28 protein-coding genes and 1 pseudogene are annotated in these 24,682 nt (G+C 67.7%); 22 read left to right on the top strand and 7 right to left on the bottom strand.

Translation table 11 applies throughout. The features are described from left to right. Positions 1–34 precede the first annotated feature (34 nt). The 3 genes from AB0B96_RS10055 (at position 35) to AB0B96_RS10045 (ending at position 3,902) form a co-directional block, all read left to right on the top strand. Entirely contained in the window at positions 35–1,405 is a 1,371-nt protein-coding gene (locus tag AB0B96_RS10055) for an NAD(P)/FAD-dependent oxidoreductase (RefSeq protein ID WP_362897457.1), read from the top strand. A gap of 181 nt (positions 1,406–1,586) precedes the next feature. After that, positions 1,587–2,552, top strand: coding sequence for an LLM class F420-dependent oxidoreductase (locus AB0B96_RS10050; RefSeq protein ID WP_362897456.1), 966 nt, complete (start codon positions 1,587–1,589; stop codon positions 2,550–2,552). A gap of 201 nt (positions 2,553–2,753) precedes the next feature. Continuing rightward, positions 2,754–3,902, top strand: a complete 1,149-nt coding sequence (locus tag AB0B96_RS10045) for an NAD(P)/FAD-dependent oxidoreductase (RefSeq protein WP_362897455.1) — start codon at positions 2,754–2,756, stop codon at positions 3,900–3,902. Between the two features lie 6 nt (positions 3,903–3,908). On the opposite strand, the gene AB0B96_RS10040 is transcribed toward AB0B96_RS10045, so the two are convergent. The 5 genes from AB0B96_RS10040 to AB0B96_RS10020 form a co-directional block, all read right to left on the bottom strand. Next, entirely contained in the window at positions 3,909–4,823 is a 915-nt protein-coding gene (locus AB0B96_RS10040; RefSeq protein WP_362897454.1) for a sugar isomerase, read from the bottom strand. Between the two features lie 52 nt (positions 4,824–4,875). Continuing rightward, a complete protein-coding gene (locus tag AB0B96_RS10035; RefSeq protein WP_362897453.1) occupies positions 4,876–5,502 on the bottom strand; it encodes a methyltransferase domain-containing protein in 627 nt (208 codons plus the stop codon). Between the two features lie 296 nt (positions 5,503–5,798). Further along, a complete protein-coding gene (locus AB0B96_RS10030; protein WP_362897452.1) occupies positions 5,799–6,371 on the bottom strand; it encodes a hypothetical protein in 573 nt (190 codons plus the stop codon). Between the two features lie 193 nt (positions 6,372–6,564). Continuing rightward, positions 6,565–7,335, bottom strand: a complete 771-nt coding sequence (locus AB0B96_RS10025; protein ID WP_362897451.1) for a neutral zinc metallopeptidase — start codon at positions 7,333–7,335, stop codon at positions 6,565–6,567. Between the two features lie 168 nt (positions 7,336–7,503). Further along, positions 7,504–7,842, bottom strand: coding sequence for a hypothetical protein (locus tag AB0B96_RS10020; protein WP_362897450.1), 339 nt, complete (start codon positions 7,840–7,842; stop codon positions 7,504–7,506). A gap of 436 nt (positions 7,843–8,278) precedes the next feature. Between AB0B96_RS10020 and AB0B96_RS10015 the strand changes: the two genes are divergently transcribed. Genes AB0B96_RS10015 through AB0B96_RS09990 form a run of 6 tightly spaced genes read left to right on the top strand, consistent with a single transcriptional unit; the run spans position 8,279 to position 13,455 of the window. Continuing rightward, the gene (locus AB0B96_RS10015; protein WP_362897449.1) at positions 8,279–9,445 is read left to right on the top strand and encodes a glycosyltransferase; all 1,167 of its coding nucleotides are present in this window, start codon (positions 8,279–8,281) and stop codon (positions 9,443–9,445) included. After that, complete coding sequence (locus tag AB0B96_RS10010) at positions 9,442–10,761, top strand: aromatic ring-hydroxylating dioxygenase subunit alpha (RefSeq protein WP_362897448.1); 1,320 nt, start codon at positions 9,442–9,444, stop codon at positions 10,759–10,761. The genes AB0B96_RS10015 and AB0B96_RS10010 overlap by 4 nt, the downstream gene beginning before the upstream one ends. Beyond that, a complete protein-coding gene (locus AB0B96_RS10005) occupies positions 10,758–11,270 on the top strand; it encodes an aromatic-ring-hydroxylating dioxygenase subunit beta (protein ID WP_362897447.1) in 513 nt (170 codons plus the stop codon). The genes AB0B96_RS10010 and AB0B96_RS10005 overlap by 4 nt, the downstream gene beginning before the upstream one ends. A gap of 7 nt (positions 11,271–11,277) precedes the next feature. Beyond that, complete coding sequence (locus tag AB0B96_RS10000; protein WP_362897446.1) at positions 11,278–12,504, top strand: MFS transporter; 1,227 nt, start codon at positions 11,278–11,280, stop codon at positions 12,502–12,504. Then, a complete protein-coding gene (locus AB0B96_RS09995) occupies positions 12,501–12,905 on the top strand; it encodes a carboxymuconolactone decarboxylase family protein (protein ID WP_362897445.1) in 405 nt (134 codons plus the stop codon). Before AB0B96_RS10000 ends, AB0B96_RS09995 begins: the two co-directional genes overlap by 4 nt. Continuing rightward, a complete protein-coding gene (locus AB0B96_RS09990; protein ID WP_362897444.1) occupies positions 12,895–13,455 on the top strand; it encodes a hypothetical protein in 561 nt (186 codons plus the stop codon). The genes AB0B96_RS09995 and AB0B96_RS09990 overlap by 11 nt, the downstream gene beginning before the upstream one ends. On the opposite strand, the gene AB0B96_RS09985 is transcribed toward AB0B96_RS09990, so the two are convergent. After that, complete coding sequence (locus AB0B96_RS09985) at positions 13,398–14,054, bottom strand: NAD(P)H-dependent oxidoreductase (protein ID WP_362897443.1); 657 nt, start codon at positions 14,052–14,054, stop codon at positions 13,398–13,400. The genes AB0B96_RS09990 and AB0B96_RS09985 overlap by 58 nt on opposite strands. Positions 14,055–14,125: 71 nt before the next feature. Here AB0B96_RS09985 and AB0B96_RS09980 point away from each other — a divergent pair. From AB0B96_RS09980 to AB0B96_RS09965, 4 genes and pseudogenes are all read left to right on the top strand, one after another. Next, positions 14,126–14,590, top strand: a pseudogene (locus AB0B96_RS09980) (transposase); the annotation flags it as partial. Positions 14,591–14,809: 219 nt separating this feature from the next. Further along, on the top strand, positions 14,810–15,430 hold the full coding sequence (locus AB0B96_RS09975) for an SLATT domain-containing protein (RefSeq protein ID WP_362897442.1): 621 nt from the start codon (positions 14,810–14,812) through the stop codon (positions 15,428–15,430). Then, the gene (locus tag AB0B96_RS09970; protein ID WP_362897441.1) at positions 15,420–16,841 is read left to right on the top strand and encodes a reverse transcriptase domain-containing protein; all 1,422 of its coding nucleotides are present in this window, start codon (positions 15,420–15,422) and stop codon (positions 16,839–16,841) included. Before AB0B96_RS09975 ends, AB0B96_RS09970 begins: the two co-directional genes overlap by 11 nt. A 306-nt stretch (positions 16,842–17,147) precedes the next feature. Beyond that, the gene (locus AB0B96_RS09965) at positions 17,148–17,981 is read left to right on the top strand and encodes a hypothetical protein (protein WP_362897440.1); all 834 of its coding nucleotides are present in this window, start codon (positions 17,148–17,150) and stop codon (positions 17,979–17,981) included. A 57-nt stretch (positions 17,982–18,038) separates the two neighbouring features. Here the strand turns inward: AB0B96_RS09965 and AB0B96_RS09960 are convergent, their stop codons facing one another. Next, on the bottom strand, positions 18,039–18,707 hold the full coding sequence (locus AB0B96_RS09960) for a GntR family transcriptional regulator (RefSeq protein ID WP_362897439.1): 669 nt from the start codon (positions 18,705–18,707) through the stop codon (positions 18,039–18,041). A gap of 389 nt (positions 18,708–19,096) precedes the next feature. Between AB0B96_RS09960 and AB0B96_RS09955 the strand changes: the two genes are divergently transcribed. From AB0B96_RS09955 to AB0B96_RS09915, 9 genes are all read left to right on the top strand, one after another. Further along, entirely contained in the window at positions 19,097–19,432 is a 336-nt protein-coding gene (locus AB0B96_RS09955; RefSeq protein ID WP_362897438.1) for a WhiB family transcriptional regulator, read from the top strand. Further along, a complete protein-coding gene (locus AB0B96_RS09950) occupies positions 19,432–19,602 on the top strand; it encodes a hypothetical protein (protein WP_362897437.1) in 171 nt (56 codons plus the stop codon). The genes AB0B96_RS09955 and AB0B96_RS09950 overlap by 1 nt, the downstream gene beginning before the upstream one ends. Positions 19,603–19,620: 18 nt before the next feature. Further along, positions 19,621–20,073: a DUF3307 domain-containing protein gene (locus tag AB0B96_RS09945; protein WP_362897436.1), complete on the top strand. Its 453-nt coding sequence runs from the start codon at positions 19,621–19,623 to the stop codon at positions 20,071–20,073. Between the two features lie 16 nt (positions 20,074–20,089). Next, positions 20,090–20,242 (top strand): hypothetical protein, encoded by a 153-nt coding sequence (locus AB0B96_RS09940; RefSeq protein WP_362897435.1) that lies wholly within the window; start codon positions 20,090–20,092, stop codon positions 20,240–20,242. Further along, on the top strand, positions 20,239–20,628 hold the full coding sequence (locus AB0B96_RS09935) for an RRQRL motif-containing zinc-binding protein (RefSeq protein WP_362897434.1): 390 nt from the start codon (positions 20,239–20,241) through the stop codon (positions 20,626–20,628). Before AB0B96_RS09940 ends, AB0B96_RS09935 begins: the two co-directional genes overlap by 4 nt. Beyond that, positions 20,625–21,581: a hypothetical protein gene (locus AB0B96_RS09930; protein ID WP_362897433.1), complete on the top strand. Its 957-nt coding sequence runs from the start codon at positions 20,625–20,627 to the stop codon at positions 21,579–21,581. Before AB0B96_RS09935 ends, AB0B96_RS09930 begins: the two co-directional genes overlap by 4 nt. A gap of 18 nt (positions 21,582–21,599) precedes the next feature. After that, entirely contained in the window at positions 21,600–21,770 is a 171-nt protein-coding gene (locus AB0B96_RS09925) for a hypothetical protein (protein WP_362897432.1), read from the top strand. 127 nt (positions 21,771–21,897) lie between these two features. Then, on the top strand, positions 21,898–24,117 hold the full coding sequence (locus AB0B96_RS09920) for a hypothetical protein (RefSeq protein ID WP_362897431.1): 2,220 nt from the start codon (positions 21,898–21,900) through the stop codon (positions 24,115–24,117). A gap of 251 nt (positions 24,118–24,368) precedes the next feature. Next, positions 24,369–24,665 (top strand): hypothetical protein, encoded by a 297-nt coding sequence (locus AB0B96_RS09915; RefSeq protein ID WP_362897430.1) that lies wholly within the window; start codon positions 24,369–24,371, stop codon positions 24,663–24,665. Positions 24,666–24,682 lie beyond the last annotated feature (17 nt).

The following is a 24,682-nucleotide window of genomic DNA, read 5'->3' as shown; positions in this document are numbered from 1 at the left end:
CCGCTGGAAACGGAGTGCCGAAAGGAGCGACGTCATGGGTGAACGACAACGAGTCGTCGTGATCGGAGGAGGGTTCGCGGGTTTCACCGCGGTCCGTACCCTCTCCCGGATCGCGAAGGGCGCGGTCGAGATCGTCCTGATCAATCCGACCGACTACTTCCTCTACCTGCCCCTGCTGCCGGAGGTCGCGGCGGGCATCCTCGACGCCCGCAAGGTGGCGGTCCCGCTGGCGGGCGACTATCCCGGCGTGCGGTATCTGCTCGCCACGGCGGACAGCGTCGACATCGAGGCGCGCCGCGTGAAGTGCACCGACGCCGAGGGCAACCACCGCGAACTGGGCTACGACCGCCTGGTGGTCGCGGTCGGCAGCGTCAACAAACTCCTGCCCGTACCCGGGGTCGCCGAGTACGCCCACGGCTTCCGCAGCATCGTCGAGGCCCTCTACCTGCGCGACCACCTGATCCGCCAGGTCGAGCTCGCCGACGCGTCCGACGACCCCGAGGAGCGCGCGGCCAGGTGCACCTTCGTGGTCGTGGGCGCCGGGTACACCGGAACCGAGGTCGCGGCGCAGGGCCAGTTGCTCACGAACGCCCTCCGCAGACACCGGCCGAGGCTGCGCGACCAGCCGATGCGCTGGATCCTCGCCGACATCGCCCCGCGCATCCTCCCCGAGCTGGACGAACGCCTGTCGCGGAGCGCGTACCGGACGCTGTCCGAGCGGGGCATGGAGATTCGCACCGAGACGAGCGTGGCCGAGGCGACGGCCGAGGGGGTGAAGCTCTCCGACGGGGAGTTCGTACCGACCAAATCCCTGATCTGGTGTGTCGGCGTGCGCCCCGACCCGATGGTGGAGTCCCTGGGCCTGCCGACCGTGAAGGGGCGGCTGCGCGTCGACGAGTACCTGAGGGTGCCCGGCCACCCGGAGATCTTCGCCTGCGGCGACGCGGCCGCGGTCCCCGACCTCACCCGGCCCGGCGAGTACACGGCGATGACCGCCCAGCACGCGGGCCGCCAGGGCAGGCGGGCCGCCCGCAACATCGCCGCCTCCTACGGCCACGGGCGGCTCCGGCCGTACAAGCACAGCGACCTGGGGTTCGTCGTCGACCTGGGAGGGACCGGTGCCGCCGCGAACCCGCTGGGCGTGCCGCTGTCGGGCATGGCGGCCAAGGTGGTCACCCGGGGTTACCACCTGCTGTCCATCCCGAGCAACCGGGCGCGCATCGCGGGAAGCTGGCTGCTGGACCTGCTGACGCCCCGCCAGACCGTCCAGCTGGACGTGGTCCGCGGCACGGCGGTCCCGCTCAAGCACACCACCCCCCAGGCTCCGCACGCCCCGGACGGGGAGGCGTCGAAGGCGGACACCCCACGAAAGGCGGGCGCCTCCGCGAAGGCGGGCGACTCGTAGCCGGGTCACTCGTGGCCGGGTCACTCGTGGCCGGGTCACTCGTGGCCGGGCGATCCACCGACAGACGACTCGAAGGCGGGCGATGTGGAGGCAGGCCACTGGTAGATGGGCGATTCGTAAAGGACGGCGATATTTTCGGCTCTTCCGGCGATGCTCGCGGAAAGCCGGGTAGGGGCGGGGTATGGCAAAGATCGGTTACACGATGATGTGTGAGCAGACGCCCGCCAGGCAGCTGGTCCAGGACGTCGCGACGGCCGAGCGGGTCGGTTTCGACTACGCGGTCATCTCCGACCACTACTTCCCGTGGCTGGAGGAGATGGGCCACTCCCCGTACGCCTGGTCGGTGCTCGGCGCGGCGGCGCAGGCCACCCGGCACCTGCCCCTGATGACGTACGTGACCTGCCCGATCATGCGTTACCACCCCGCGGTGGTGGCGCAGAAGGCGGCGACGATGGGCGTGCTGAGCGAGGGCCGCTTCACGCTCGGGCTGGGCGCGGGCGAGAACCTCAACGAGCACGTGACAGGTCAGGGCTGGCCGTCCGCCGACACCCGGCACGGGATGTTCCGCGAGGCCGTGCAGATCATCAGGGAGCTGTTCGAGGGCGGGTACGTCACCTACCGCGGCGAGTTCTTCGACGTCGACTCGGCCAAGCTGTACGACCTGCCGGACCGGCCCGTCCCGCTCGCGATCGCCGCCTCCGGCGGCCGGTCGGGGAAGATCGCCGCCGAGCACGGCGACGCGCTGGTCGCGACCGATCCCGACTCGGACCTGGTGCGCCTGTTCGCCGGGGAGGGCGGCACGGGCAAGCCCGTCTACGGCCAGCTCGCCGTCTGCTACGACCCCGACGTGGAGGCCGCCAGGGAGCGGGCGCACCGGATGTGGCGCTGGTCGGTGGCCGGGTGGAAGGTGATGGCCGAGCTTCCGGGGCCCGTCAACTTCGCCGCCGCCACCGAGACCGTGCGCCCGGAGGACGTCGCGGCCAAGGTGCCGTGCGGCCCCGACGTGGACGCCGTGGTGGAGGCGGTACGCGCCTACACCGACGCCGGTTTCACCCACGTCGCCCTCGTCCAGATCGGTCACGAGCACCAGGACGCGTTCTTCGACTGGTCGGAGAAGGAGCTCCTCCCCGCCCTGAGCGACCTCTAGCCGCCGCCTGCACCGCCTCTCCCCCCGGTCCCTGGCCCTGAGGCCACCTCCGGCCACCGGCTTTCCCCGGCCCTGAGCGGCCTGGCCTCCGCGCTCCCACCCGCCCCGGCCCCATACCCGGGTGGGTCACGGTGGCGTGCGCCACCCGGAAGATCCACCGCGTGGAGGTTCCCCCCGGGCGTACGGGGAAGGCTCCCCGGGGTGGATGACGTCTGGGATCTGGTGGTCGTCGGCGGCGGGCCCGCGGGGGCGGCCGCGGCCCTGCGCGCGAGACAGCTCAGGCCCGAGGCGCGGGTCCTGCTGCTCGACAGGGCCGACTTCCCCCGCGACAAGGCCTGCGGTGACGGCATCGCCGCCCACGGACGCGACGAGCTCGCCCTGCTGGGCGTTCCCGACCTCATCGCCGACTACCGGCCCACACGGCGCCTGGCGGTGGTCTCCCCCGGCGGCGCCCGCGTCTCGGCCACCTCCGCCAGGTCCAACCACGTCGTGCCTCGCAAGGTCTTCGACGCCCGCCTCGTCGACGCCGCCCGCGCCCGCGGTGTCGAGGTCCGCCGCCACCAGGTCCGCGCGCTCGCCGCTCTCGGCGATCACGTGGTTCTCGACGGCACCGTCACCGCCCGCGCCGTGGTCGCCGCGGACGGGGCCAACTCGGCCGTACGGCGCCTCATCGGCGTTCCCCCCTCCCCCGAGAAGCACACCGCGATCGCCGTGCGCGGCTACGCCGACGTGCCCGCCGACGACGACGTCCAGTCGATCTTCATGCAGCAGGACGGGTGGCCCGCGTACGCGTGGTCGTTCCCGATCGGCGACGGGACCGCCAACGTCGGCTACGGCATGCTCCTGCCCCGGTTGCACGCCACCGGCCTGCCGGGCAAGGAGGTGCTGCACGGACGGCTCGCCGAGCTGCTGCCCCACGTGAACGCCCGCGACCTGCGCGCCCACCATCTTCCCCTCTCCCCCGGCCGTCCCGGGCCGGGTTCGGGGCGGGTGCTGCTCGCCGGTGACGCCGCGGGTCTCATCAACCCGCTCACCGGCGAGGGCATCTTCTACGCGCTGCTTTCCGGCCGGCTCGCCGGGGAGGCCGCCGTCCAGGCGGCGGACGACCCGCTGCCCGCCTACCGGCGCGGCCTGAGAAAGGCTCTCGGCCGGCACCTGCGTACCACCGACGTGCTCGCCCTCGCCTCCCAGTCACCCGGCTTCATCGACGCCGCGATCGACACCGCCGCCCGCCGCAAGGAGGTGTTCGACCTGCTGGTCGACGTGGGCCTGGGCGCGGGCACCGTGCCGCTGCCGCTGGCGCTGGCCGTGGTCCGCCGCTGGCTGCTGAACGCCGCCCGGCGCCGCTGAGGGCGACTACCCGAGGATCACCGAACGGGTCAGGTTGCGCGGGTTGTCCGGGTCGAGGCCGCGCGACCGGGCCAGTTCCACCGCGAGCCGCTGGGCCCGGATCAGGTCGGCCAGCGGGTCGAGGGTGGTGGCCGTGGTCAGGGCTCCGGTGCGGGCCACGTCGTCGAGCAGTCTCTCCTGACCGCCGAAGAACCACACCAGGCTGTTCTCGTCGGCGACGCTGATCGGCCCGTGCCGGTACTCCATCGCGGGGTAGGCCTCCGACCAGGCGAGAGCGGCCTCCCTGAGCTTCAGCGCCGCCTCCTGGGCGAGGCCGTTGGTCCAGCCGCTGCCGAGGAAGGTGAACTGCCGCCGCGAGATCGCCCCCTCGGGGAGCGGTGTGGTGAGCGCGGTCTCGGCCTGGGCCCCGAGGTCGGCGGGGGCCTCCCCGAGGTGCGCGCGGAGCAGGGCGAGAGCGCTGGTGGCGAACCGGGTCTGCACCACGGAACGCTCGTCGGCGAACTCCAGCGCGATCACCGTCTTGGCCAGGCCGGTGACCGGGGTCGCCGGGTCGGCGGTGACGGCGACCGTCGGGACGTCGCCCGCCGCGTCGAGGGCGCGCAGCACCTCGGTCGTGGTCCCGGACCTGGTGATCGCGACCAGCCGGTCGTAGCGGCGCGCCGGCAGCTCGGAGGCGGGGAACGCGTCGGTCTCCCCCTGCCCGGAACGCTCGCGCAGCACCGCGTACGCCTGCGCCATGTACAGCGAGGTGCCGCAGCCGATCACGGCGACGCGCTCACCCGTCTCCGGCAGCCCCGCCGGACTCGCCGCGCCGAGATCCAGCGCCTGCCGCCAGCACGCGGGCTGGTCGGCGATCTCCTTCAGGACGTACTCCACGGGTGCCTCCTCGTCGATGCCCGTTCCCTCTCGTACCCCGCTCATGAGGGTGCAGCGCCTCACCGGCACCGGAATCACGCGGGTGGAAGGCGGCGGGTCACGGCCGGACGGCGAGCACCCGGAAGTCGACGCCGCGTGTCATCCGGGACACCGACTCGATCCGGAACCCCGCCTGCTCCAGGAACGGCCGGGGGTCGCGGGTGAGGTGGTCGGCCGCGAACCGCACGAACAGCGGTTCCACCACCCGCATCCCAGTGCGGACGATCGGGTTGCTCGACGGCCCGTGCTCGGCCAGCACGAACCTGCCACCCGGTTTGAGCACGCGGTATGCCTCGCGCGCCGCGGCCGCCGGGTCCGGGATGGTGCACATCGTGAACGTGGACAGCACGGTGTCCGCGTGGCCGTCGGGCAGCTCCAGGCGCTGCACGTCGCCCTGCCGCAACTCCACCCGCTCGCCGAGCCCTTCCCGCGCCACCCGCCGCCGCGCCAGCTCCAGCATCCGCTCGGACAGCTCGATGCCGACCACCGTGACGTCGGCTCCGTACAGCGGCAGGTTGAGCCCGGTGCCGACCGCGATCTCCACCGTACGGCCGCGCGCCTGCCCGACGGCCCACTGTCTGCTCCCCGGAAACAGGCGCCGCTCCCAGACCCGCATCTGGTCGTCGTACCGATCCGCCATCCGGTCGAACACCCGCCGCACGTCGGCATCCGTGGTGGTACGCATCAAGCACCCCTTCTGGAACGGAACCCCCGCGAGATCACTTCGCCGCCGTGAAGCGGCGAAGGACCGCCTCTGTCCGGACGACGACCGTCATCCGGCCGAGACTCCGCCCGCCTGTCGTCACACCCCGTCGTCTCGGCCGGTCGCCTGGTTTCCCTGCCAACGAACCGGTCCCCGGCCCCGTTCCCGTGCCATTCGCCGCGAACCGGCCCCGTTCCTATGGCATCCGCCGCGAACCGCCTGCCGGACCCGGATCGGCGGCCCACGGCGATGCCCGAAATCGATGCCCGAAATGCGGTCTACTGCACCCTGAACTTCTCCCAGGGTCCGACCTTCGAGCCGCGGGCGCGCAGCATCCCGTACTTGTCGCCCTTGTTGCCGAGTTCCGCCGACACGTAGTTCTGGGAGGGGACGGCGAGGTTCCTGATCGACACACAGCCCGTCCCGCAGGAGGCGATGTGGAACCTCTCCCAGGTGCCGGCCGAGGACGCGCGGGCGCGCAGCATCCCGCGGTCGCCTCTTGACCAGCCGAACTCCGCGGACACGTACTTGCCGTTCGCCAGGGACTTGATCGTGTAGTTGCGGCCGTTGTAGCAGATCGAGAACCTCTCCCAGGGGCCGACCTTCGTGGCGCGGGCGCGCAGCATCCCGTACTTGTCGCCCGACCAGCCGAACTCCGCGGACACGTACCTGCCGTTCGCCGGCGACTTGAGGCTGCGGGTCTGACACTTCACGACGGCCGCCTCGCCTCCCGCCGTGACGAGCGACGACGCGGCCCCCGAGGTCGTCGACCGGGCCAGCACGGGCGCGGGCGCGGCCACCGTGCCGACACCGGCCAGGACGAGAGCCGTGGCGACCATGAGCTTCTTCACAAAACCCCCTATTGATCGGCAAATGCCGTCGATCATTATGGGGGTCGCCGGACAGGAGCCGCATGCGGTGCTCCGCCCACGCCCGGCACGACTGTCATGGCACCGCTGACAGGCGGGAGCGGAGCGACGAAGCTGCCCCCGGTCCCGATTCAGCGCCTCGCCGCCGGAAGAGGCGCGGGCGCCAAGACAGCGGTCAAGACACTCTGGACTTGGCGGCGAAGGTATTGCAGGCGTCGGGCCCCTTGGCCAGGAAGCCGCGGTTCAACCAGTAAGAGTAGTTCGCGGCCTTGCCATGAGTCGGAGAACTCTTCTCAAAGCGCCGCAGGTAGGAAAAATCCGAGTCCGGCCGCTCCAGGGAGGACCAGACGCTGCCGATGAAGGCGCCGCTCAGACAGTCGGCTTGCAATTCGAGGCGACGTGAGGCTGCGTTGTAGTCCTTCTTGGAGCGGTACCTGCGAGAGTCGAAGGTGGTCATGATTCCGGAGAGCTCTTGGACGTGGTGGCCGTACTCATGGCCAAGGACTGAGAATAGCCACAGGTCGCTTACGTCGGCCAAGGCTTTCTTGTCGAGATGAAAGACGATCGTCTTGTTCGCCGAGCAGTAGATCGCCTGGGCGCTCTCGGGAAATTCGGAGCAGCCGGTTTTCACACCGGCGTGGCGTATGACCCGCAGCTTCGGTGTGCTGAAGGGAAGTCTCGCTGTTGCGAACTGGCGCTTCCAACTGGTGTTGAGGCAACGGAGGAGACCGTTGAGGTAGTTGGTGGCGCCTTTGAAGTCGTCGTTGTCAACTGGCCGCTCCGGGCAGGTGTCCGGTTTCAGTTCGCCGGTCTCGTAGATCGGGTTGGCTGTGAGGGCGGCTGTGCCGGTGGGGATCGGCCGGAGTCGGTCGGCGTCGGCTGTGGCTGTACCGACCAGGAAAAGGCTCACCAGTGCGCCGGAGAGCATTGCGAGGAGGGGGCGCATAAGATCAACTTAGCAAAAGGGAAAGATGCAGCAAAAGGGAGTATTAGCCCAGCTCCCCTCGCGGGGGTCGAGATCGATGATCAGGGACTACCTCGGGAACCTCACGGCGCGGAACAGCGGAAACCCTTCACCTGAAACAAGGTGAGGGCCCCTTCAGACACAGCCGAACTACGCTTCGGGCAAGTCTCCCAGCCTGCGCCGAAGGGAACTCGCGTCGACTTTCGCGGCGACTATGCGCTCGTAGCGCTGGTCGGCATCGCAGTCGTTGACCCGGCCGATCGCGTGGAGGGCGTCGCAGAAGCGATCGGAGTGGTCAGCGAAGTCCGGGTCGAGGGGCAGCATGATCCGGGCGATGAGGTTCCCGCCCTCGACGAGCCGCCAGACCTCCTTGACCTGCCCCCTGTACTCAAGGTTCCAAGCGTTGGAGGCGAGGAACCGCGAGACGGTGGCGGGAGTCAGGGCGGTGGTGAGCTCAAGCAGTGAGGGCTCTTGGGTGGACCGGTTCACCGGTTGCCTCCCTCGCCAATGGTCTTCACGATGCCAAGAAGCTGCTTGACATCAAACCGCGTCAAGACGCTCAAGCGACAGATGTATGGCCTGGCCAACTCTGTTTTCCTGCGCAAGCGCATCCTCTTTGCCCGCTTAAACAGGTCGATATCATGAAATTAGCGTCAAATCCAGGATTTAGACGTCGTTGACATGATGTGTCCCCTCGGCGATGGTGGGGAATGCGTAGAGCTTCACAGCAGTGCCCAGACGTCGACGGCCCCTTTCGCCTGCCGGGCGTTTTCGCCTGTCCGGAGGCGGAGTCCCGTCGTTCGCCCGTCGCCGTCTCGACTCGTTTCCGAAGGCAGGAGGGTGTCGCGGTCGTAGCTGCTGTGGTGCACCCGGAGCCGGATTCTGAGTCGGCCTGGTCGTCTTCTTTCCATGAATCGGAGATTTGATGCGCGTTGCCCTCCTCACCACGACTCAGCATGGTCACCTGAACCCGTATATTCCGGTGGTCAATGCGCTCCGAACCGCCGGCAGTGAGGTCGCGCTGCTGTTGTTGTCCGCCGACGGTGGCACGCTCGACGAGCAGCGTCGCCAGGCCCTGGGTGAGACGCCGGTCCACGCGATCGGGAAGGTCGAGATGGCGCCGTGGAGCGGCGACCCGGCGAAGATCGGCCCGATGCTCCGGTCGTCGCCGGTGGCGGAGCAGACGGCCAAGGCGCTCCGTGAGACGGCGCCGGACTTCGTACTCGTCGATTCGCTGCCGGTCACGGCGTCGGCCATGGTCGGCGCGGAGGCGTCCGGCGTGCCGTACGGGATGATCTGGGCCAACCTGGGCGGAGTATGCCCGCGCGAGCATCGACGAGGTCGCTGGCCGTACGACGAGCAGGTCGGCGCCTATCTGACCGGGCACGGGGTGTTGTGGTCGACCCGGACCCATTCGGCGCGTTCGCCGATTCTCAACCTGATGCCGACGATTCCCGCCCTCGTCGGGGACGACGCGGTCACCGACGACGGTGTGCAGCTGGTCGGGTTGCCGGGTGCGGTGGGGACCCGCGGCGACGAGGTCGCCTTCTCCGGCCTGGATCGGATCGACCCCGACCGCCCGCTGGTGTACGTCTCCTTCGGCACGATCTTCTACCGGCGGCCGGACCTGCTGCGTACGGTGATCACCGGGGCGGCGGCGACCGGTGCGCAGGTGATCGCCGCGGTGGGAGATCTCGCCGAGGAGCTCGCGCTGCCCGACGAAGTGCTCACCGCCCCCTATCTACCGCAACGTGAGGTGCTCGAACGCGCCGACGTGTTCATCACCCACGGCGGCTACAACTCCGTGGCGGAGTCGATCCGGGCGGCGACACCGATGCTGGTGATCCCGCTGGCCGTGGACCAGCCCATCCAGGCGTACTTCGTGGACAGGGCGGGCTTCGGGACGGCGCTGGAGCCGGCCGGCGTCACCGAGCAGGCGGTCGCCGACGCCGTCACCGACCTGCTCGATCCCGCCCGGGACCACCGGGCCCGGCTGCGCGCCGCGCAGCCGGAGTGCGGCGATTCCGCCGTGCGCACGGCCGAGCTGGTCATCGGCGCGGTCGAGACGCTACAGCGAAAGAGGGAGCAGTGACGATCGAACCGCGGCGGCCGGTGGGCGACCCGATCGTGCTCGACGATCTTGAGCGCCTCTCGTTCCGGGTGGATCGCCGCGCCTACACCGACGACGACCTGGCCGCACAGGAGATGACCAGGATCTTCGATCGCTGCTGGTTGTACGTCGGGCACGAATCGGAGGTGCCGGGACCGGGCTCCTACGTGTCGCGCGACGTCGGCGGGCGCCCGGTGGTCATGGCGCGCGGGTCCGACGGGGTGATCCGGGTCTTCGCGAACAGCTGCACCCACCGCGGTGCCCTGATCTGCTCGCAGCCGGCCGGGCAGGCCAGATCGTTCCGGTGCCCGTACCACGACTGGACGTTCTCCAACCAGGGCGACCTGGTCGGGGTCCCGATCCCCGACGGGTACGGGCCGGGCTTTCGCAAGGCGGACTTCGGCCTGGCACAGCACCGCAGTGACGGCTACCGAGGTTTCGTGTTCGTCACCTTCGATGCGGAGCAGCCGCGCACCCTGACCGAGTACCTGGCGGGCGCGACGGAGTACCTCGACCTGATCGACGACCAGTCCGAGGTCGGGATGGAGGTGATCCAGGGGGCGCAACTCCACGGAGCTCGGGCCAACTGGAAGCTCATGATGGAGAACAGCGTCGACATCTACCACTTTCGTGCCCTGCACAAGCGCTACGTCGGCTACATGGAGTCGCTGGGGTCGGTGCCACCACGGCGACGAGGCGGCTTCGGCCGCGCCCTCGGACTGGGGCACGGAGCCAACGAGCTGCCACCGGCGGCGGCCCGCCCGCTCGCCTACTGGACGCCGATGTTCGGCCCTGAGGTCCGGCCGCGGATCGAGGCGACGGCCGCGCGGTTCGCCGACCGGTTCGGCGCCGAACGCGCCGAACGCATCACCGGCACCAATCGTGCGGTGCTGATCTTCCCCAACCTGATGATCATCGACGCGATCGCGATCACGATCCGCAAGATCGACCCGGTCGGCGCCGGCCAGATGGCCATCACCTCGGTCGCCCTCGCCCCCAAGGACGAGGATCCGGACATCCGGGAACTCCGCAAGAGTCACTACCTGACGTTCCTCGGCCCCGCAGGCTTCGCCACCCCCGACGACATCGAGATCGTCGAGTCGTGCCAGCGGGGTTATCTCAACCGCACGGTCCGCTACTCGGATCTGTCCCGCGGTATGAACAAGGAGGTCCCGGAGACGACCGACGAGCTTCCGGCCCGCGAGTTCTGGCGGCAGTGGGACCGGTTGATGCACGGCGACGACGGTCACCTCGAAATCGCCCACCGGGCCGAGATGCAAGGGGCGCAACCACAATGACCATCGAGCTGACGGTCGACGAAACGGCCCAGGTGCGGTTGTGGCACCGGGTGAGCCGGTTCCTGTTCCGTGAGGCGCGGCTGCTCGACGAGTGGCGCCTGCGCGAGTGGTACGACGAGATGCTGACCGACGACATCCGCTACTCGGTGCCTGCCACCGACGTCCGCGGCGAGACCGCCGACGCGCTCGGGCTCATCGACGACGACGCCGCCCGGCTGCGCCAGCGAATCGAACAGCTCCTCAACGGCGAGGTGTGGTGCGAGAACCCCCGGTCGCGGACGAATCGGATGATCGGCAACGTGGAGATCCTGACCGATCGGGGCACGCACCTCGACGTGGCGGCGAACGTCGTCGTGTACCGGTTCGGGCACGGACGCTCTGACGTCTACGTCGGAAAATACCGGTTCGAGCTCGTGGTCGAGAGCGAGTCGTTCCGGATCAGGAAACGGGTCGTGGTGCTCGACCACGAGACGTTGTACGAGCACGGAAAGCTCAGCATCATCCTGTGATCGGACAGTGACGGCGGCCGGCCCCGGCAGCGTCCCACCCGTTGCCACCGCCCAGCCGAGTCTCCCCCGCGAGGTCTACGTCCTCAGTGTCGTCGGTGGCTGCGTCATGCTGGGCCTGGGACTGGTGCTCCCGTTGCTCCCGGTGTACGCGGCGACGTTCGGGGCCGGGCCCACCCAGATCGGGGCGCTCGTCGCCCTGTTCGCGTTGACGCGGCTGGCCACCAGTCCGTTCTGCGGTCGGCTCGGAGTTCGTTTCGGGGAGCGGCGGGTCCTCGTCGCCGGCCTGCTGCTGTGCGCGGTCTCCTCGGCCCTGACCGCGTTCGCCGGGTCCTACGGGCAGTTGCTCGCCTTCCGCGGCCTCGGCGGCGTCGGCTCGGTGCTGTTCTCGGTGTCCGCACTGGCGACACTCCTGGCGATCGCGCCCGCCGACCAGCGGGGCCGGGCCGGCGCCGTGTTCGAAGCGGGCTTCCTGCTCGGCGGGATCTGCGGACCGGCGCTGGGCGGGCTGCTCGCTCTCATCAGCCTGTCCGCACCGTTCGTGGCGTACGCCGTGCTGTTGCTCGCCGCCGCGATGCTGGCATCGACGGTCCTCCACACCGGCCGAGGCGCCGGCGCGGAGCCCGGCCGCGACGTGGTCCGGCTACCGGTCCTGCTGCGGGACCGACGCTACGTGGTGGCCTGCCTCGCGGCGTTGGCGCAGGGATGGGTCCTGTTCGGGCTGCGCGGCGCACTGGTCCCCACGGTGATCGTGGCGTGGCGACATGACGTGACATGGGTCGGGTGGGCGTTCACGACATCCGCCGTCGTCCAGGCGCTGCTGATCATGCCGGCCGGCCGGGTCGTCGACCGGGCCGGCCGCCGGTTCGCCATGATCGCCGGCACCGGTGTGGCCGCGGCGGCGATCACGGCCCTGATGTTCGTGGACGGGTACGCCTGGCTCGTCGTCCTGCTCAGCGTGTACGCGGCGGGATCGGCGCTGCTCAACGCCGCACCGGCCGCGCTGATCGGTGACGTCGTCGTCGGCAGGGCCGGCAGTGGCGTCGCCGTCTTCTCGATGTGCACCGACGTCGGCGCCGTCGTCGGACCGGTCGTCGTGGGACTCATCGCCGAGCGGGTGAGTGTTCCGGCCGCCTTCGGCAGCGGCGCCGCGCTGCTGCTCGTCGCCTTCGTGGCGTCGTGGACGTTGACAACTGTTCGACCGGTGTTCGACCAACACGAGGGAGTTGATCGATGAATCAGCCGTCTGCCCGGCACGAGCGGGGCGAGGCCATGTTCCAGCAGGTCTTCGGCCGCGAACCACGCCCGGGCTCCTACCCGGAGTTCCTGCGGATCACCGTCGACCACCTGTTCGGCGAGATCTGGACCCGCCCGCACCTGAGCGTCGAGGAGCGCGAACTGGTCGCGCTGACCGCGGTCGCGCTGGCACGGACCGACTGGGAGTTGCGCGGCCACATCGGCGCGGCCCTGCACCTCGGGATGTCGCGAGAGAAGATCATCGAGGTCATCATTCAGCTCGCCTACTACGGTGGCTGGCCGGTCGCCAACAACGGGCTGCGCGTCGCCCAGGAGGTCTTCGCCGAACTGGACGACGCCGCCGGGGACGCCGCCGGGAAGGACGCGGACCATGACCGATGAACCGGCTCCTCTCGACCTGACTGAAACGTCTCCCCTCGACCCGGCCGAGAAGGTCGACCTGTGGCGCCAGCGGTTCTTCGAGGCCCAGGCGGCCGCGGAGGAGTTCATCCTGGGAGAGCACGGCGAAGAAGGGCTGACCGCGTGGATCCAGGCGAACTCCCGCATCACCGCGGAGCTGCTGCGGGCGCAACGGCCCGCCGGGGTGTCCGCCACCGATCACTTCATGACCCGGCTGCGGCGTCAGCTGCTGCTGTACGACTCGGCGGTGACCAGTGAGCCCCAGCCGTCGGGCACCGTCCTGCGCAACGCCGACTGCGGGATCCTCCGGTACCGCAAACGGGCCGCCCGCGACGGCGTCGTACTGACGTTCCCGTCACCGTGCCCGTACTGCCAGGAACTCAACACCGCCATCGCCGCCCGCTACGTGGAACCGGGCGTCACGGTCTCGTGCGAACAGGTGGGCGACGGGTGCACCTGGCGCGCGGAATCCCCTCACTCTCCGGAAGAGGACGCGGTCGGGTCGCCGCACCGCGGACGAGCCGGTGACTGAACCAACGGCAGTGCCGTGCGCTCGTCGGCCGGCGACCGGCCGCCGCCGAGCGTCATGCCGAGCTGCCGGCCCACGGCCACGCACAGGTCGGGCGCCGCGGTGCGGGTCAGGTCCTGGTGATCGTTCTGGGTGAAGCACGCCGACGCCACGTTCCTGTTCCGTAGGCGCAGGTACCACGGGAACAACGATCCCAGTGCGGGCTCGGTCAGCATCGTGCGCGAATGCACGATCGTCCCCACCAGCAGGTTGCCGAACGGGCGTTGCCCGGCGTTCATGAAGCTCTTCAGGCGTTCCTGGAAGATCTTCAGTATCGCGGGCACGTTCCCCGCGTACACCGGCATGGCGAGCAGCATCGCCTGCGCGCCCTCGGCCAGACCGACGACGTGCTCGAAGTCGTCGTCGAGCGTGCACCGGCCCACCTCGGGATCAAGGCAGGTGTCCTCGCCCTCGCACATCGCGATGCGATGGTCGATCAACCGAATCCGCTGGATCTCCGCGTCACCGACCTCCCGGAGGACGCCGGTGATCGCCGCCTCCAGCAACGCGTCGGTCAGCGACGGGAGACGCTTCTGCGTGCAGGACAACGCAACGACCTTCATCCGAAGGGCCTCCCCTGTCCGCTCAGCGCCATCCAGGACCGGCCACCTGACGAAGCACCCACGGCCGCACGCTGAGGCAGCCTCAAACTACCCACAATCGACCACCCCCCAAACGGGTTGAGCGCCGCTGGGCGAGGGCGAGACGGACGCCGCTGGAAGGACTCAGGAAAGCAAAAAAACGACCCGCGTCTCCGCGGGTCGTCTCCGGGTTTCCCCTTGATGGATCGCTGGTGCCCCCTGCAAGATTCGAACTTGCGCTCCCGGCTCCGGAGAGGATTGCAAATATACCTAGCGTTACTCGGTTGACCTGCGAAAACATCCTGGCAGCTCGTAGTGGGAACCTCTCTGGTCCACGATGGGTCCACGGGCAGGGCTGTGTCCCTCTCCAGGCCATGATCGAACGAGTGCTCGCGGTCGGCGTGCCGTTCGGCTGGGTGACCGCCGATGAGGCCTACGGCGACAATGGCCCGTTACGCCGCTACCTGGAAGGCCAGCAGACCAGCTACGTGTTCGCGGTCTCCCGCTCCCACCAGATCACCACCGGAGCAGGCAAGGTCCGCGCCGATGTGTAGGGTTAAATGCGGCTCGGCCACTTGCCCATGCGCCGCCGCTTCGGGGGACGTCTCGCATGGGTAGCAGTAGTAATAGGTCGTAATGCTCCGGCATTGCGGTCTACCCTAGAACTCAATCTAGGGTAGTGCTCGCGCCCATAGGGCGCGAGTGATTTTGACGAGAGGTCAGTGTAAGGGAGACCAGTGGCCGGGCTGCCAGACGACATCTCGCCAGCGATGGAACGGCTGGAGAGAAGAAGTTATAATACATACCTGAGTCGACTCAACGCCTACCGCCGTCTAGCGCACGCAAATATGGCCTGGAATGTTGCTCTTGTTGCATTGTCGACTTCGACGGTAATTGCTTCCGTTGGAATGCTCATCGAGAAAGAGATGTACGGCAAGGGTGGCGACGCCCTAATGGTCGCATTGGCAGTTTTTTCTCTATCAATCTCGCTCGTAGTTTCCAGTGTTGGGTACGGAACGAGAGCGAAGGCGATGGAAGAAAACTATAAAAGAATACAGCAAATTTCTGTCTCGGCAGAGAACTTGAAAGAATATGCTGGCCCGGATAGGCGCGAAAAATACCAGAAGTTACAAGATGAGTATGACGTAGCGATGACATCTTCCGAGAACCATACTGAGCATGATTATCGGAGGACGCAACCTATACCACCCTATTCCGGATTTGGCTTCTGGCGCCGCGTGCGTGGGTTCTTCGGCTGGCTAGGGCATTTCGCAGCCATGGCCTTTCCTTACGTAAGTTTGGTCGTTCCAGTTGCACTTCTAGTTCCGTTCGGCGTTTGGTTCGTCAATGGTCTTTGAACCGGCTAACGAAATCTCGACGGGTACTTCCGCTCCCCCGGCGTCGCATATAGAGTTGCCAAATCCCCTGTCAGCGCGAACGTCAGCTTCAACACTCTTTCGATCAGTAACGTCGCCATCCAATCTCAGGCGTCTTTATCATGATTATGTTGAGGACAAGGGAGCTCGCGGAAGGGACGGAATCCATCCCAAATCGCTTGCTACCGATCTTAACGAAGTCACGAAACTCATCTCGCGAAAAATGCGGGCGGGATCGTATCGGTTCACTGGGTATCGCGAAGTACTGGAACTCAAAGGCGCGGGCAAGGCGCCGCGGGTTCTTTCGATTCCGACCGCTCGTGACCGAATAGCACTTAGAGCGCTTGCTGACTGCCTGACCAGGTTGTTTCCGCAAACGCGAGGCGTTATACCCCATCAGCGAGTGTCCGAGGTAGCCACTGTGGTTGCCGCTGGCACGTACGACTCGTATGTCAAGCTTGATGTAGTAAACTTCTATCCATCAATTATGCATAGTCAAATTGAGCAGGAATTGCGGACCAAGATCCGAAAGAAGGAGATCCTTGGTGCTGTTCTAGGCGCTGTGAGAACGCCAACGGTCCCGATTGGTCAACGGAACCGCACGCCGAATAAGCGAGGAGTGCCGCAAGGGCTGGCTATCTCAAACATCCTCGCCGAGCTAGTAATGGGCAAAATTGACGCCGCCGCCTCGGCGTTAGATGACTGCGTATATTTTCGCTATGTAGACGACATCTTGATCCTTTGTAACGGTGCTTCAGTTAATCGAGTTCGAGATAGCATAGCTAGCCAATGCAAAGAAAGTGGTCTGAGGGTTCACTTGGCGACCGCCGGCGAAGCAAAGTCGAGTAGTGGCTCTATTTCGAACGGGTTCAGTTATCTCGGTTACACGTTTAGCAGCAAGAACGTTTCCGTCCGCAAGAAGAGTATCAGTAATATCGAAGGATCAATTGCGCGAATTTTCACTCGCTACAAGCACGACAGGAATCTCCAGCAGCTGCAGGACCGGATAAATATAATCGTCACTGGCTGCATTTATGAAGGCATCTCATATGGCTGGCTTAATTATTTCCGTCAGATGAATGACATCGCGCTACTTAAGCACCTAGATGTCACGATAGAAATTATGAAGCGCCGCCACAATGTGCCCACAACCTTTAGGAACAAGTGCTTCGTTCGGGCGTATTGGGCGATTAGGTATCCGTTCGGGAAAGATCAGAACTATGTGCCAAACTTCGACCTGGTAAATATGGCGCGGATGCGCCGGGTGTTGGAAACTCATCTCGGTGAAGAAGAAGTGGCCAAGATGCTCGACAGCGATGTGCCCACTACGTTCAAGCGCATAATGCGGAGAGTGATTATTGATCTGGAAAAGGACATCGGCCACATCTCCTGAGCTTTCCGTCACCGTGGTGACCGTCATCGCCGTTAGCGTCGAGGTGGCAGGATGAGCAACAGCGCTGCCAGCGATAGCCGAGCGGCCCATCTGGTTGTCACACGCGCCTAGCCGTACCACCAACGGTGCCACCACCGGGCAGGTCTCGCGAGCCTGTCGGAGGTGTGGGAGGGCTGTCGAGCATCGATCGCCATGTCTCACTCCTGCCATGGCCAGGGGTTCCTGTCCCGATTTGCCGCGTCTGAAGCTTCCCGTCTATCACAGGAAGCGTGGCGCGGGCGGGTTCAGTGCGAGAAACTCGTCTGCATGGCCCAGCTAGCAATGACAACAGCACGATGGAATGAACTCACTTCGCTGCTGAACGATGAGCGGCGACTTCAGGCCGAGTATCCCAAGGTGGCCGAGTACCTGGACATGGCAACAGGGCTATCGGGGACCGGTGACATTGAAGCCGACGGGGCGTTCGACTTGCGGTTTGTGCACTACATGACCGGCGGCAGTGCTGTGAGCCCGAACCCCTACTGGGACATCGTTGAGCCGTTCGTGTTCGAGCACGAGGGCCGCCGGGTGGTAAACGGTGGTCGGGCAGAAGGAAGCGCGCGACTCGCCTTTGCACAGATGATCCTGCAAGCGACCTACGCCTACGCGGTGCCTTCCCCGCAAACCATCGAATGGATGTCCAGCTTCTGCGCTGATCTCCCAATCGTGGAGCTAGGGGCAGGTCGAGGCTACTGGGCTGCACAGCTGGCCCGTTCAGGGCTGACTGTTGAGGCGTACGACCTGGAGCCGCCCAACAGGGCCGAGAACGCCTCATTCCTTGGAGTTGCCGGCCAAGCGGACGTGTGGCACCTCGTCGGCGATCTCGGCGAGTTCGAGGCACGTGCCCGAACAGCGGATCACGTGCTGTTCCTCTGCTGGCCGCCCGGATGGGGCGACACGATGTCGTCCGAGGCGCTGGCCTCGTTCGAGAACGCAGGAGGCGAACGACTCGTCTACATCGGAGAGCCGAAGGGCGGCAAGACCGGTAACGATGCCTTCTTTGATGCCCTTTCGGCCCGCTGGAAGTTGGACTCTGTAGATCCGCACTTCGTTTCGTGGTGGACGGAGACGGACGCCGCGCAGGGCTGGGTTCGGCGCTGAGAGCGCAGCAAAAAGGGGGTGCCGATCAGATCGGCACCCCCTTTTTTTGCTGCGCTCTTACTGCTTGAGAGCCATGCGGAACACGAACGCGTCGTAGCGGTCCCGCGGGTACGACACATCGGAAATCATGATGACTCGGTCATCGGCGGACAAGAATTGCTGGTGGATCGTCTTGACGAGATCGCCGGGAGGAGTGCGCAACCACTCGGCGTGCGGCGCTGTCGGGAGCTGGTCAGAGATGGTCTCTTCCAGGAAGGCCGCTCCCGACACATCGGCGACATCCACCGGATGGTAGGTGTCCGAGATCGAGATTGGCCGCCCGTCCTCGGTGGCTCGGGTGATGACGTAGGTGACCAGCTCGCCCTCTGAGAGCCCGAAAGCCTCCGCGAGTTCGCTGGTGGCAGGGACCTGCTCAACCTCCCGTTCTACCTGGATGTCTCGATCGGATTCGTTCCGGAACGAGCGCTCAGCGCTTTCCATCTGGCGCTCGGGAGAAACACGAACGAGGTTGGGCCGGTCGGCGACGAAGATGCCTCGCCGCCGTACGGATCGAACGAGCCCCTGGCTCAGGAGCAGTTCGAGGGCCTTCCGAACCACGATGTCCGACACGCCGTTCTTCTGGGCGATCTCGGCATAGCTCGGTAGTTGCACGCCGGGAGGAAGCTCCCCCCCGCGAATACGTCGGGCGTACTCGCCTGCGATGCGGACGTAGGCCGGTTCTGGCACTTGATGATCATCCCTTCAACTGCTCTTCGGTGATGCCTCCAACGTATACGCATCATCGTATACCGAGGTCTTGTGCGTATACGAAGTTACGTATACGCTCCTGCTTGTGACTCCTCCACACGGACGGGTCACCGGAAGCACTCGGAAGGCGGTCCGACGGGATCGCGCGCCGACGCTGACGAAGCCGCTTCGACCGACGGGCCGAACGCACTCGACGCCTGACAACTTCATGGGTTACCGCCTCCCGCGAAAAAGGCGGCCCGCGCAGGTCACGACCCTGCGCACTGATCTTTCGTTCACCGAATCCACCTGGGTCGGGGACGGCCCTGCCCGCCAAGACACGAGCCGCCCCCTCGACTCCCACCACTGCATGCAGAAGGAGCTTCACCATGGTTACCCGCTTGAACAGCCTGCGCCGCGCCTACCTCAAGCGGCGTGAGCAGCTGCGTACGGCGATGTTCGCCGCCGGACCGGCCTGTGACGACACCACCGCCGACCTGTTCACCGCCCCCGACGTCTTCGAGTCCGAGCCGGACACAGTCCGCCAGGAGCGCGAGGCCGCGGCCAAGCGGATATGCCGCACCTGCCCGGCCCGCCCGCAGTGCCTGGCCTACGCCCTGGACATCCGCCCCACCGAGGGCGTGTGGGCGGGGTTGTCGGTCGAGGAGATCCGCGCCCTGTCCCTGTTCGGGATCGCGCCCAACGTCGAGCAGGAGGTGGCGTGATGAGTCGCTTTCAGTGCATCGACTGCGAGCGCGAGCACGGCACCGCCACCAGCTGCCCGCGCTGCCGTACGCCGCGCGGCCAGGTGGAGCTGTGCCGCTCCCACGGCGCCCGGCACGTCTCCCGCTGCGGCACCTGCCGCACCTTGGCCCGCTCCCACTCCGGTTTCTAGCCCAAGCAGGTGAATCCCATGACCAGCAATCTCGCGACCTTCGCCGCGGTGTTCGCGGCCCTGTACGCCGCTCACTCGGTTGGTGACCACTGGGTGCAGACCCACGGCCAGGCATGCGCCAAGGGAGCCCCCACCACCGCCGGACGGCTGGCCTGCATCCGGCACGTGGCCACCCTCACCGCCACCAAGACCGCCGCCCTGGCCGCGCTCGCTCTGGTAACCGGCCTGGCGCTGTCCCCGCCGACGCTGCTGGCCGGACTTGCGGTGGACGCCATCAGCCACTACTGGGCCGACAGGCGGACCACCCTCGCCCGGCTCGCCGACCGGCTCGGCAAGCGCGGTTTCTACGAGCTGGGCGTACCCCGGCCCGGCACAACGGATGCCCCGCACCTGGGCACCGGCGCCTATGCCCTGGATCAGTCCTGGCACATCGGGTTCCTGTTCGTCGCCGCCCTCATCATCGCCGCCTGAAAGGCAGGTGCGCTCCATGCCCGTCTACAACCACCACGGCCCGGTCAAGGTCACCAAGAACGGCCGGATCATCATCGACGGCCGGCAGGTCGGCATCACCGCCCTCACCATCGACACCACTACCGACACCACCGATGACGACACCGAGACGGAGACGGAGGAGAAGTGAGCCGCATCCGCGCCGCCTTCTGGGACCCGGCCGGTACCCGGTACGGCATCCCCACCTACCCCTGGCGCATGTCGCCGCCGCACCTGCTCACCCGCCGCCAGCTCACCGCCGCCGGGCTGCGCCCCGCCGGACAGGGCGTACAGGCACAGGTGCTGTGGCGCTCGACTCGGCACGGCGCCCCCGGCGTACGCGCCGCCTACCTCTACGACATCCGGTTCGCGCTGCCCAAGCGCACCGCCACCCCCGCGCAGCTGGGCGCGCTGGCCAAGGCCAACGCCGCCCGCCGCACCTGCCCCGACTGCCGGCGCGACGCCGGTTACGTGCTGCCGCGCCACCTGGGCACCTGCCTGGACTGCGCGATCACGACAGGAGAGATAGCCGCATGAGCCTCACGACCCCCACCCCGGAGCCGACCCCCGACGACGTCGCGCGTGGCCTGGCCGAGTTTGAACGCCACCTGGCCGAGCAGATTCCTGCTCTGCCCGCGGTGCTGCCGGTGGAGACCGGCGGAGAGACCAAGCGCGTGCAGCGACTGCGCGCCGAGGTGGCCGAAGCGCACCTGCTGGCCGATCTCCAGGACGACGCCGCGCCGCTGTTGCTGGACACGGCCAAGGTTCGTAAGCGCCGCAAGGCCGCTCGCGAGGCCGCCCGGCTGCACGAGCTGGCCCAAGACCCGGCCATGCGCGCCTACCAGGCAGCGCGGATGCGGCGGCTGCTGGTCGCCGCGGGCATGGTGTCGCTGAGTCTGGCGCTGGCCTGGTCGACGGCCGGTGTGCAGACCTTCGCCGCCGACGGCGCCCCGGCCTGGTCGCCCTCGTGGGTGTTCGCCTGGCTGGTCGAGCCGTTCATGTCCCTGGCCCTGCTGGTCGTGGTCGGCGCCCGCGCCTACCTCGGCACCCACGGCCAGCCGATCCACTCGCCCACCCTGGTCCGCATCGAGTGGCTGTTCCTCGCGCTGACCCTCGGCATGAACGCCTGGCCCTACCTACCCGGCGTCGCCGAGACGTTCAGCGTCTCGCGGCTGGTGCTGCACATCCTCGGGCCGATCGTCGCCGTCGCCATCGTGACCGCGCTGCCGATCATCTTGGCCGCGTTCACCGGCCTGGACCACGGCGACGCCGGACGGCTTACCGGCCTTACGTACAGCGCAAACGCCCATGATCCGGTAAGGGCGCCCGGACCGGACGTGGCTCACCTGATCGACCGGGCGCGGACACTCATCGCCACCGGAGAGCTTCCGGAGGTCCCCAGCGCCTACCGCCTTCAGCGCGCGCTCCGGTGCGGCATGGACGACGCCCGCGCCGTCCGTGACGCCCTCAACCACCCCACCACCAACTAGGCCAAGGAGCCACCCGCCATGTTCACCTTCGCCCTCATCCTCAGCCTCGCGTGCCTGGCCGTCCCGGTGTCCATCTTCGCCCGCATGGTCATCACCCGCCGGCGCGTCGTTGCGCAGATTCACGCCCACATGTCCGAGCACCGCCGGACCTGCTGCGGCCACAGCGCCACCCGCGGCGCCGACCGATGAACCCGAGCAACGAGCCGAACCGCACACCGTCACCGACCATCACGCAGGGCGCGGCCCCAACTCCGCCAAGAACCGTGACCGCGCCCTGCAACCCCGCCCGCTCGATCGCACACGAGGTGACCCCATCATGACCGACATCCCGACCACCACCAACGGGCACCGCCCCACTCCGCCGGACCTGACCCTCCTGCCCGATCAGCAGGCTGACCCGACCTTGAACCTGACCGCCCCCACCCCTTCCCCTCTCGGCATCAACCGCGCCCCCTCGACCGGTCCCGCCGCCGACCGTACGGTGTCCGAGACCTCGTATGAGATCAACCTCGATGAGGAACCCTCCGCCCCGGCCTCGCCGGTCCCGGTGGACCTGCCCGGGGACGGCATCGTGCCCGGGAGCGTGCCGACCGAAGGGCGCCGGCCGATCATCCCGGCTGGTCTGCACCGAGGTAACCGGCTGGCCAGCGCGCAGGCCGCCGCGCACCGCTTCGGGTACGTGGCCGCCTTCCACGCCGTTCGTCTGCCCTGGTACGGGGTGCAGGCCGCGTGGTGGTCGGTGGTCGGCATGGCCCGGCTGATCAACCGTCAGTTGCGGTGGTGGTGGGTCAGCGAGCAGTACACGCTTCAGCAGCAGGCCGCCAACGACAACGACCCCGCGATGTGGCTCAAGCTGCACCGCGAGGGCAAGTCCACCCGCCGTTGGCGTGGCGTGGTGCTGGCCCTTCAGGTCATCGCGCTCATCATCGCCACCCTGATCGTCGCCGGGCTGCCACTGTGGATGCAGCTGCTCACCGTCGCTGCCCTGATTCCGTTGCTGGCCCACCGTGGACGCCCCGCCGGGCAGCCGATCATCGCGCCTGCGGTGGTGACCCGCCGCTACCGCAAACTCAACTCAGACGTGGTGCTGCGCGCCTACTACGCCGCTGGCCTGGGCCACCCGGACCGCGCCGATCAGCAGATCGAGTTCGGCGCGCAGATGGCCCGCGACGGCAACGGCTCCAAGGTGCTGATCAACCTGCCTTACGGCCGTACCTTCGCCGAAGCGGTCAAGGCCCGCGAGAAGATCGCCTCCGGCCTGGATGTCTCTATCGCTCAAGTCACCCTCAGCAGGGATCCGGCCAGCAACCGCAGCCACTGGCTGTGGGTGGCCGACGCCGACCCCCTTGCCTCCCCGGCAGGGCGTACGCCGCTGCTGGCGTGCAGGGAAACCGACATCTGGCAGCCCGCCCCGCTCGGCATCGATGAGCGCGGACGGCAGGTTTCCCTGTTCATGCTGTGGGTGTCCATCCTGGTCGGCGCACAACCCCGCCGCGGCAAGAGCTTCACTGCCCGCCTGCTCGCCCTGTACGCCGCCCTCGACCCCTACGTGCGGCTCGACGTGTTCGACGGCAAGGGCTCGCCCGACTGGCGCAAATTCGCGCTCGTCGCGCATTCGTGCTCGTTCGGGTTCGCCATGACCCGCGACGGCGACCCGCTGGAGATCTTCGTGCAGATGCTGCGCGACCTCAAAACCGACGTTCAGCACCGCTACCAGCGTCTGAGCGAACTGCCGGTGGAGGTCTGCCCCGAGGGCAAGCTGACCCGCGAGATCGCCCGCGATCCGAAGTACGGGATGCCGGTGCGGCTGGTGGTCATCGACGAGTGCCAGGAGTATTTCGACACCGGCGACAAGGAGCTGAACAAGGAGATTTCCAATCTGCTGGTCTACCTGGTCAAGGTGGCCCCGGCCGCCGGGGTGATCGTGCTGGACGCCACCCAGAAGCCCGGCGGGGTCGGCACCGGTGATGTCGCGACCGCCTTCACCAGCTTCCGCGACAACCACCAGGTGCGGTTCGCGCTGCGCACCGGTTCCTACACCGTCTCGGACATGGTGCTCGGCGCTGGCAGCTACGCCGAAGGCTTCGACTCTTCGGTGTTGCTGCCCAGCTACAAGGGCGTCGGCATCCTGCGCGGCGCCTCTGACGAGACGCCTACCGTGCGCTGCTACCTGGCCGATGCCGAGGACGCCGAGAAGATCCTGACCGCCGCCCGCGCCCTGCGCCAGAGGGCCGGAACCCTGTCCGGGCACGCCGCCGGACAGACCATGATCCGCGAAACCCGCGACGTACTGGCCGATGCCGCGAGCGTCTTCGCCTCCGGAGAGACCGGCCTGGACTGGGCACAGATGGCCACCCGGCTGGCCGAGCGGATCCCCGAGCACTACACCGACCTGACCGCGGAGACCATCTCCGCCCAGCTGCGCGCCCTCGGGGTGTCCAGCGTCAACATCAAGCGCGATGGCCAGGTGCTCAAGGGCGCCAAGCAGGCCGCCATCACCACCGCCCTGGCCCAGCGCCAGACCCCCGCCGCCTAACCCGCACCCCCGCGGCGAACCCCGCGCGAGCCCTGCCGGCCACCCGGCAACCGGCCCTCAAAACGGCCGGCAGGGCTCCCTCTCCGCCCCGGCCCGGTGGGGTCGGCAGGTAGCGGCGGCCCCGCTACCGGTAGCGGGCAGGCTACCGCCCCCGCTACCGCCCACATATCCCCTGAGCTGCCCGAATACCCGCAGGTAGCGGGTAGCGGGCCACCCTTCCCTCGCCCGAAACGCCCTCTGGAGACCCTGCCATGCCCTTCCTGGCCGCTACCGCTACCCACCCCGCCGCTACCGACCTCACCGCCTACGCCGCCCTGATCGGCTGGCTGATCCTCGCCGCCCTCGCCTGGCTCGCCTTCTACCTCCTGCGCTGCGCGCTGGCCCCGTTCGGCCCCTGCCGCCGCTGCGACGGCGAAGGCAAGCACGCCCCGCGCCTCGGCTCCAAGCGCCGCTACTGCCGTCGCTGCGACGGCACCGGCCTACGGCTACGCACCGGCCGCCGCGCCTGGAACTACACCCGGCGCCTGTATCGCGACGTCACCCGCTGACCCCTCGGATCGGAGGA

It is taken from the genome of Streptosporangium sp. NPDC049046, assembly GCF_040649155.1.
Lineage (GTDB): Bacteria > Actinomycetota > Actinomycetes > Streptosporangiales > Streptosporangiaceae > Streptosporangium.
This window is presented reverse-complemented; position numbering and strand designations above follow the sequence as displayed.

What these genes read in the sequence shown, in the direction of transcription:
- AB0B96_RS09990 (WP_362897444.1), top strand. Translation starts at nt 12,895, where the DNA reads ATGACCGATGAACCGGCTCCTCTCGACCTGACTGAAACGTCTCCCCTC.
- AB0B96_RS10040 (WP_362897454.1), bottom strand. Translation starts at nt 4,823, where the DNA reads ATGAGCGGGGTACGAGAGGGAACGGGCATCGACGAGGAGGCACCCGTG.
- AB0B96_RS09950 (WP_362897437.1), top strand. Translation starts at nt 19,432, where the DNA reads ATGAGTCGCTTTCAGTGCATCGACTGCGAGCGCGAGCACGGCACCGCC.
- AB0B96_RS10035 (WP_362897453.1), bottom strand. Translation starts at nt 5,502, where the DNA reads ATGCGTACCACCACGGATGCCGACGTGCGGCGGGTGTTCGACCGGATG.
- AB0B96_RS09945 (WP_362897436.1), top strand. Translation starts at nt 19,621, where the DNA reads ATGACCAGCAATCTCGCGACCTTCGCCGCGGTGTTCGCGGCCCTGTAC.
- AB0B96_RS09940 (WP_362897435.1), top strand. Translation starts at nt 20,090, where the DNA reads ATGCCCGTCTACAACCACCACGGCCCGGTCAAGGTCACCAAGAACGGC.
- AB0B96_RS10025 (WP_362897451.1), bottom strand. Translation starts at nt 7,335, where the DNA reads ATGCGCCCCCTCCTCGCAATGCTCTCCGGCGCACTGGTGAGCCTTTTC.
- AB0B96_RS10005 (WP_362897447.1), top strand. Translation starts at nt 10,758, where the DNA reads ATGACCATCGAGCTGACGGTCGACGAAACGGCCCAGGTGCGGTTGTGG.
- AB0B96_RS09925 (WP_362897432.1), top strand. Translation starts at nt 21,600, where the DNA reads ATGTTCACCTTCGCCCTCATCCTCAGCCTCGCGTGCCTGGCCGTCCCG.
- AB0B96_RS09930 (WP_362897433.1), top strand. Translation starts at nt 20,625, where the DNA reads ATGAGCCTCACGACCCCCACCCCGGAGCCGACCCCCGACGACGTCGCG.
- AB0B96_RS10015 (WP_362897449.1), top strand. Translation starts at nt 8,279, where the DNA reads ATGCGCGTTGCCCTCCTCACCACGACTCAGCATGGTCACCTGAACCCG.
- AB0B96_RS09995 (WP_362897445.1), top strand. Translation starts at nt 12,501, where the DNA reads ATGAATCAGCCGTCTGCCCGGCACGAGCGGGGCGAGGCCATGTTCCAG.
- AB0B96_RS10050 (WP_362897456.1), top strand. Translation starts at nt 1,587, where the DNA reads ATGGCAAAGATCGGTTACACGATGATGTGTGAGCAGACGCCCGCCAGG.
- AB0B96_RS10055 (WP_362897457.1), top strand. Translation starts at nt 35, where the DNA reads ATGGGTGAACGACAACGAGTCGTCGTGATCGGAGGAGGGTTCGCGGGT.
- AB0B96_RS09920 (WP_362897431.1), top strand. Translation starts at nt 21,898, where the DNA reads ATGACCGACATCCCGACCACCACCAACGGGCACCGCCCCACTCCGCCG.
- AB0B96_RS09955 (WP_362897438.1), top strand. Translation starts at nt 19,097, where the DNA reads ATGGTTACCCGCTTGAACAGCCTGCGCCGCGCCTACCTCAAGCGGCGT.
- AB0B96_RS09985 (WP_362897443.1), bottom strand. Translation starts at nt 14,054, where the DNA reads ATGAAGGTCGTTGCGTTGTCCTGCACGCAGAAGCGTCTCCCGTCGCTG.
- AB0B96_RS09965 (WP_362897440.1), top strand. Translation starts at nt 17,148, where the DNA reads ATGGCCCAGCTAGCAATGACAACAGCACGATGGAATGAACTCACTTCG.
- AB0B96_RS09970 (WP_362897441.1), top strand. Translation starts at nt 15,420, where the DNA reads ATGGTCTTTGAACCGGCTAACGAAATCTCGACGGGTACTTCCGCTCCC.
- AB0B96_RS09915 (WP_362897430.1), top strand. Translation starts at nt 24,369, where the DNA reads ATGCCCTTCCTGGCCGCTACCGCTACCCACCCCGCCGCTACCGACCTC.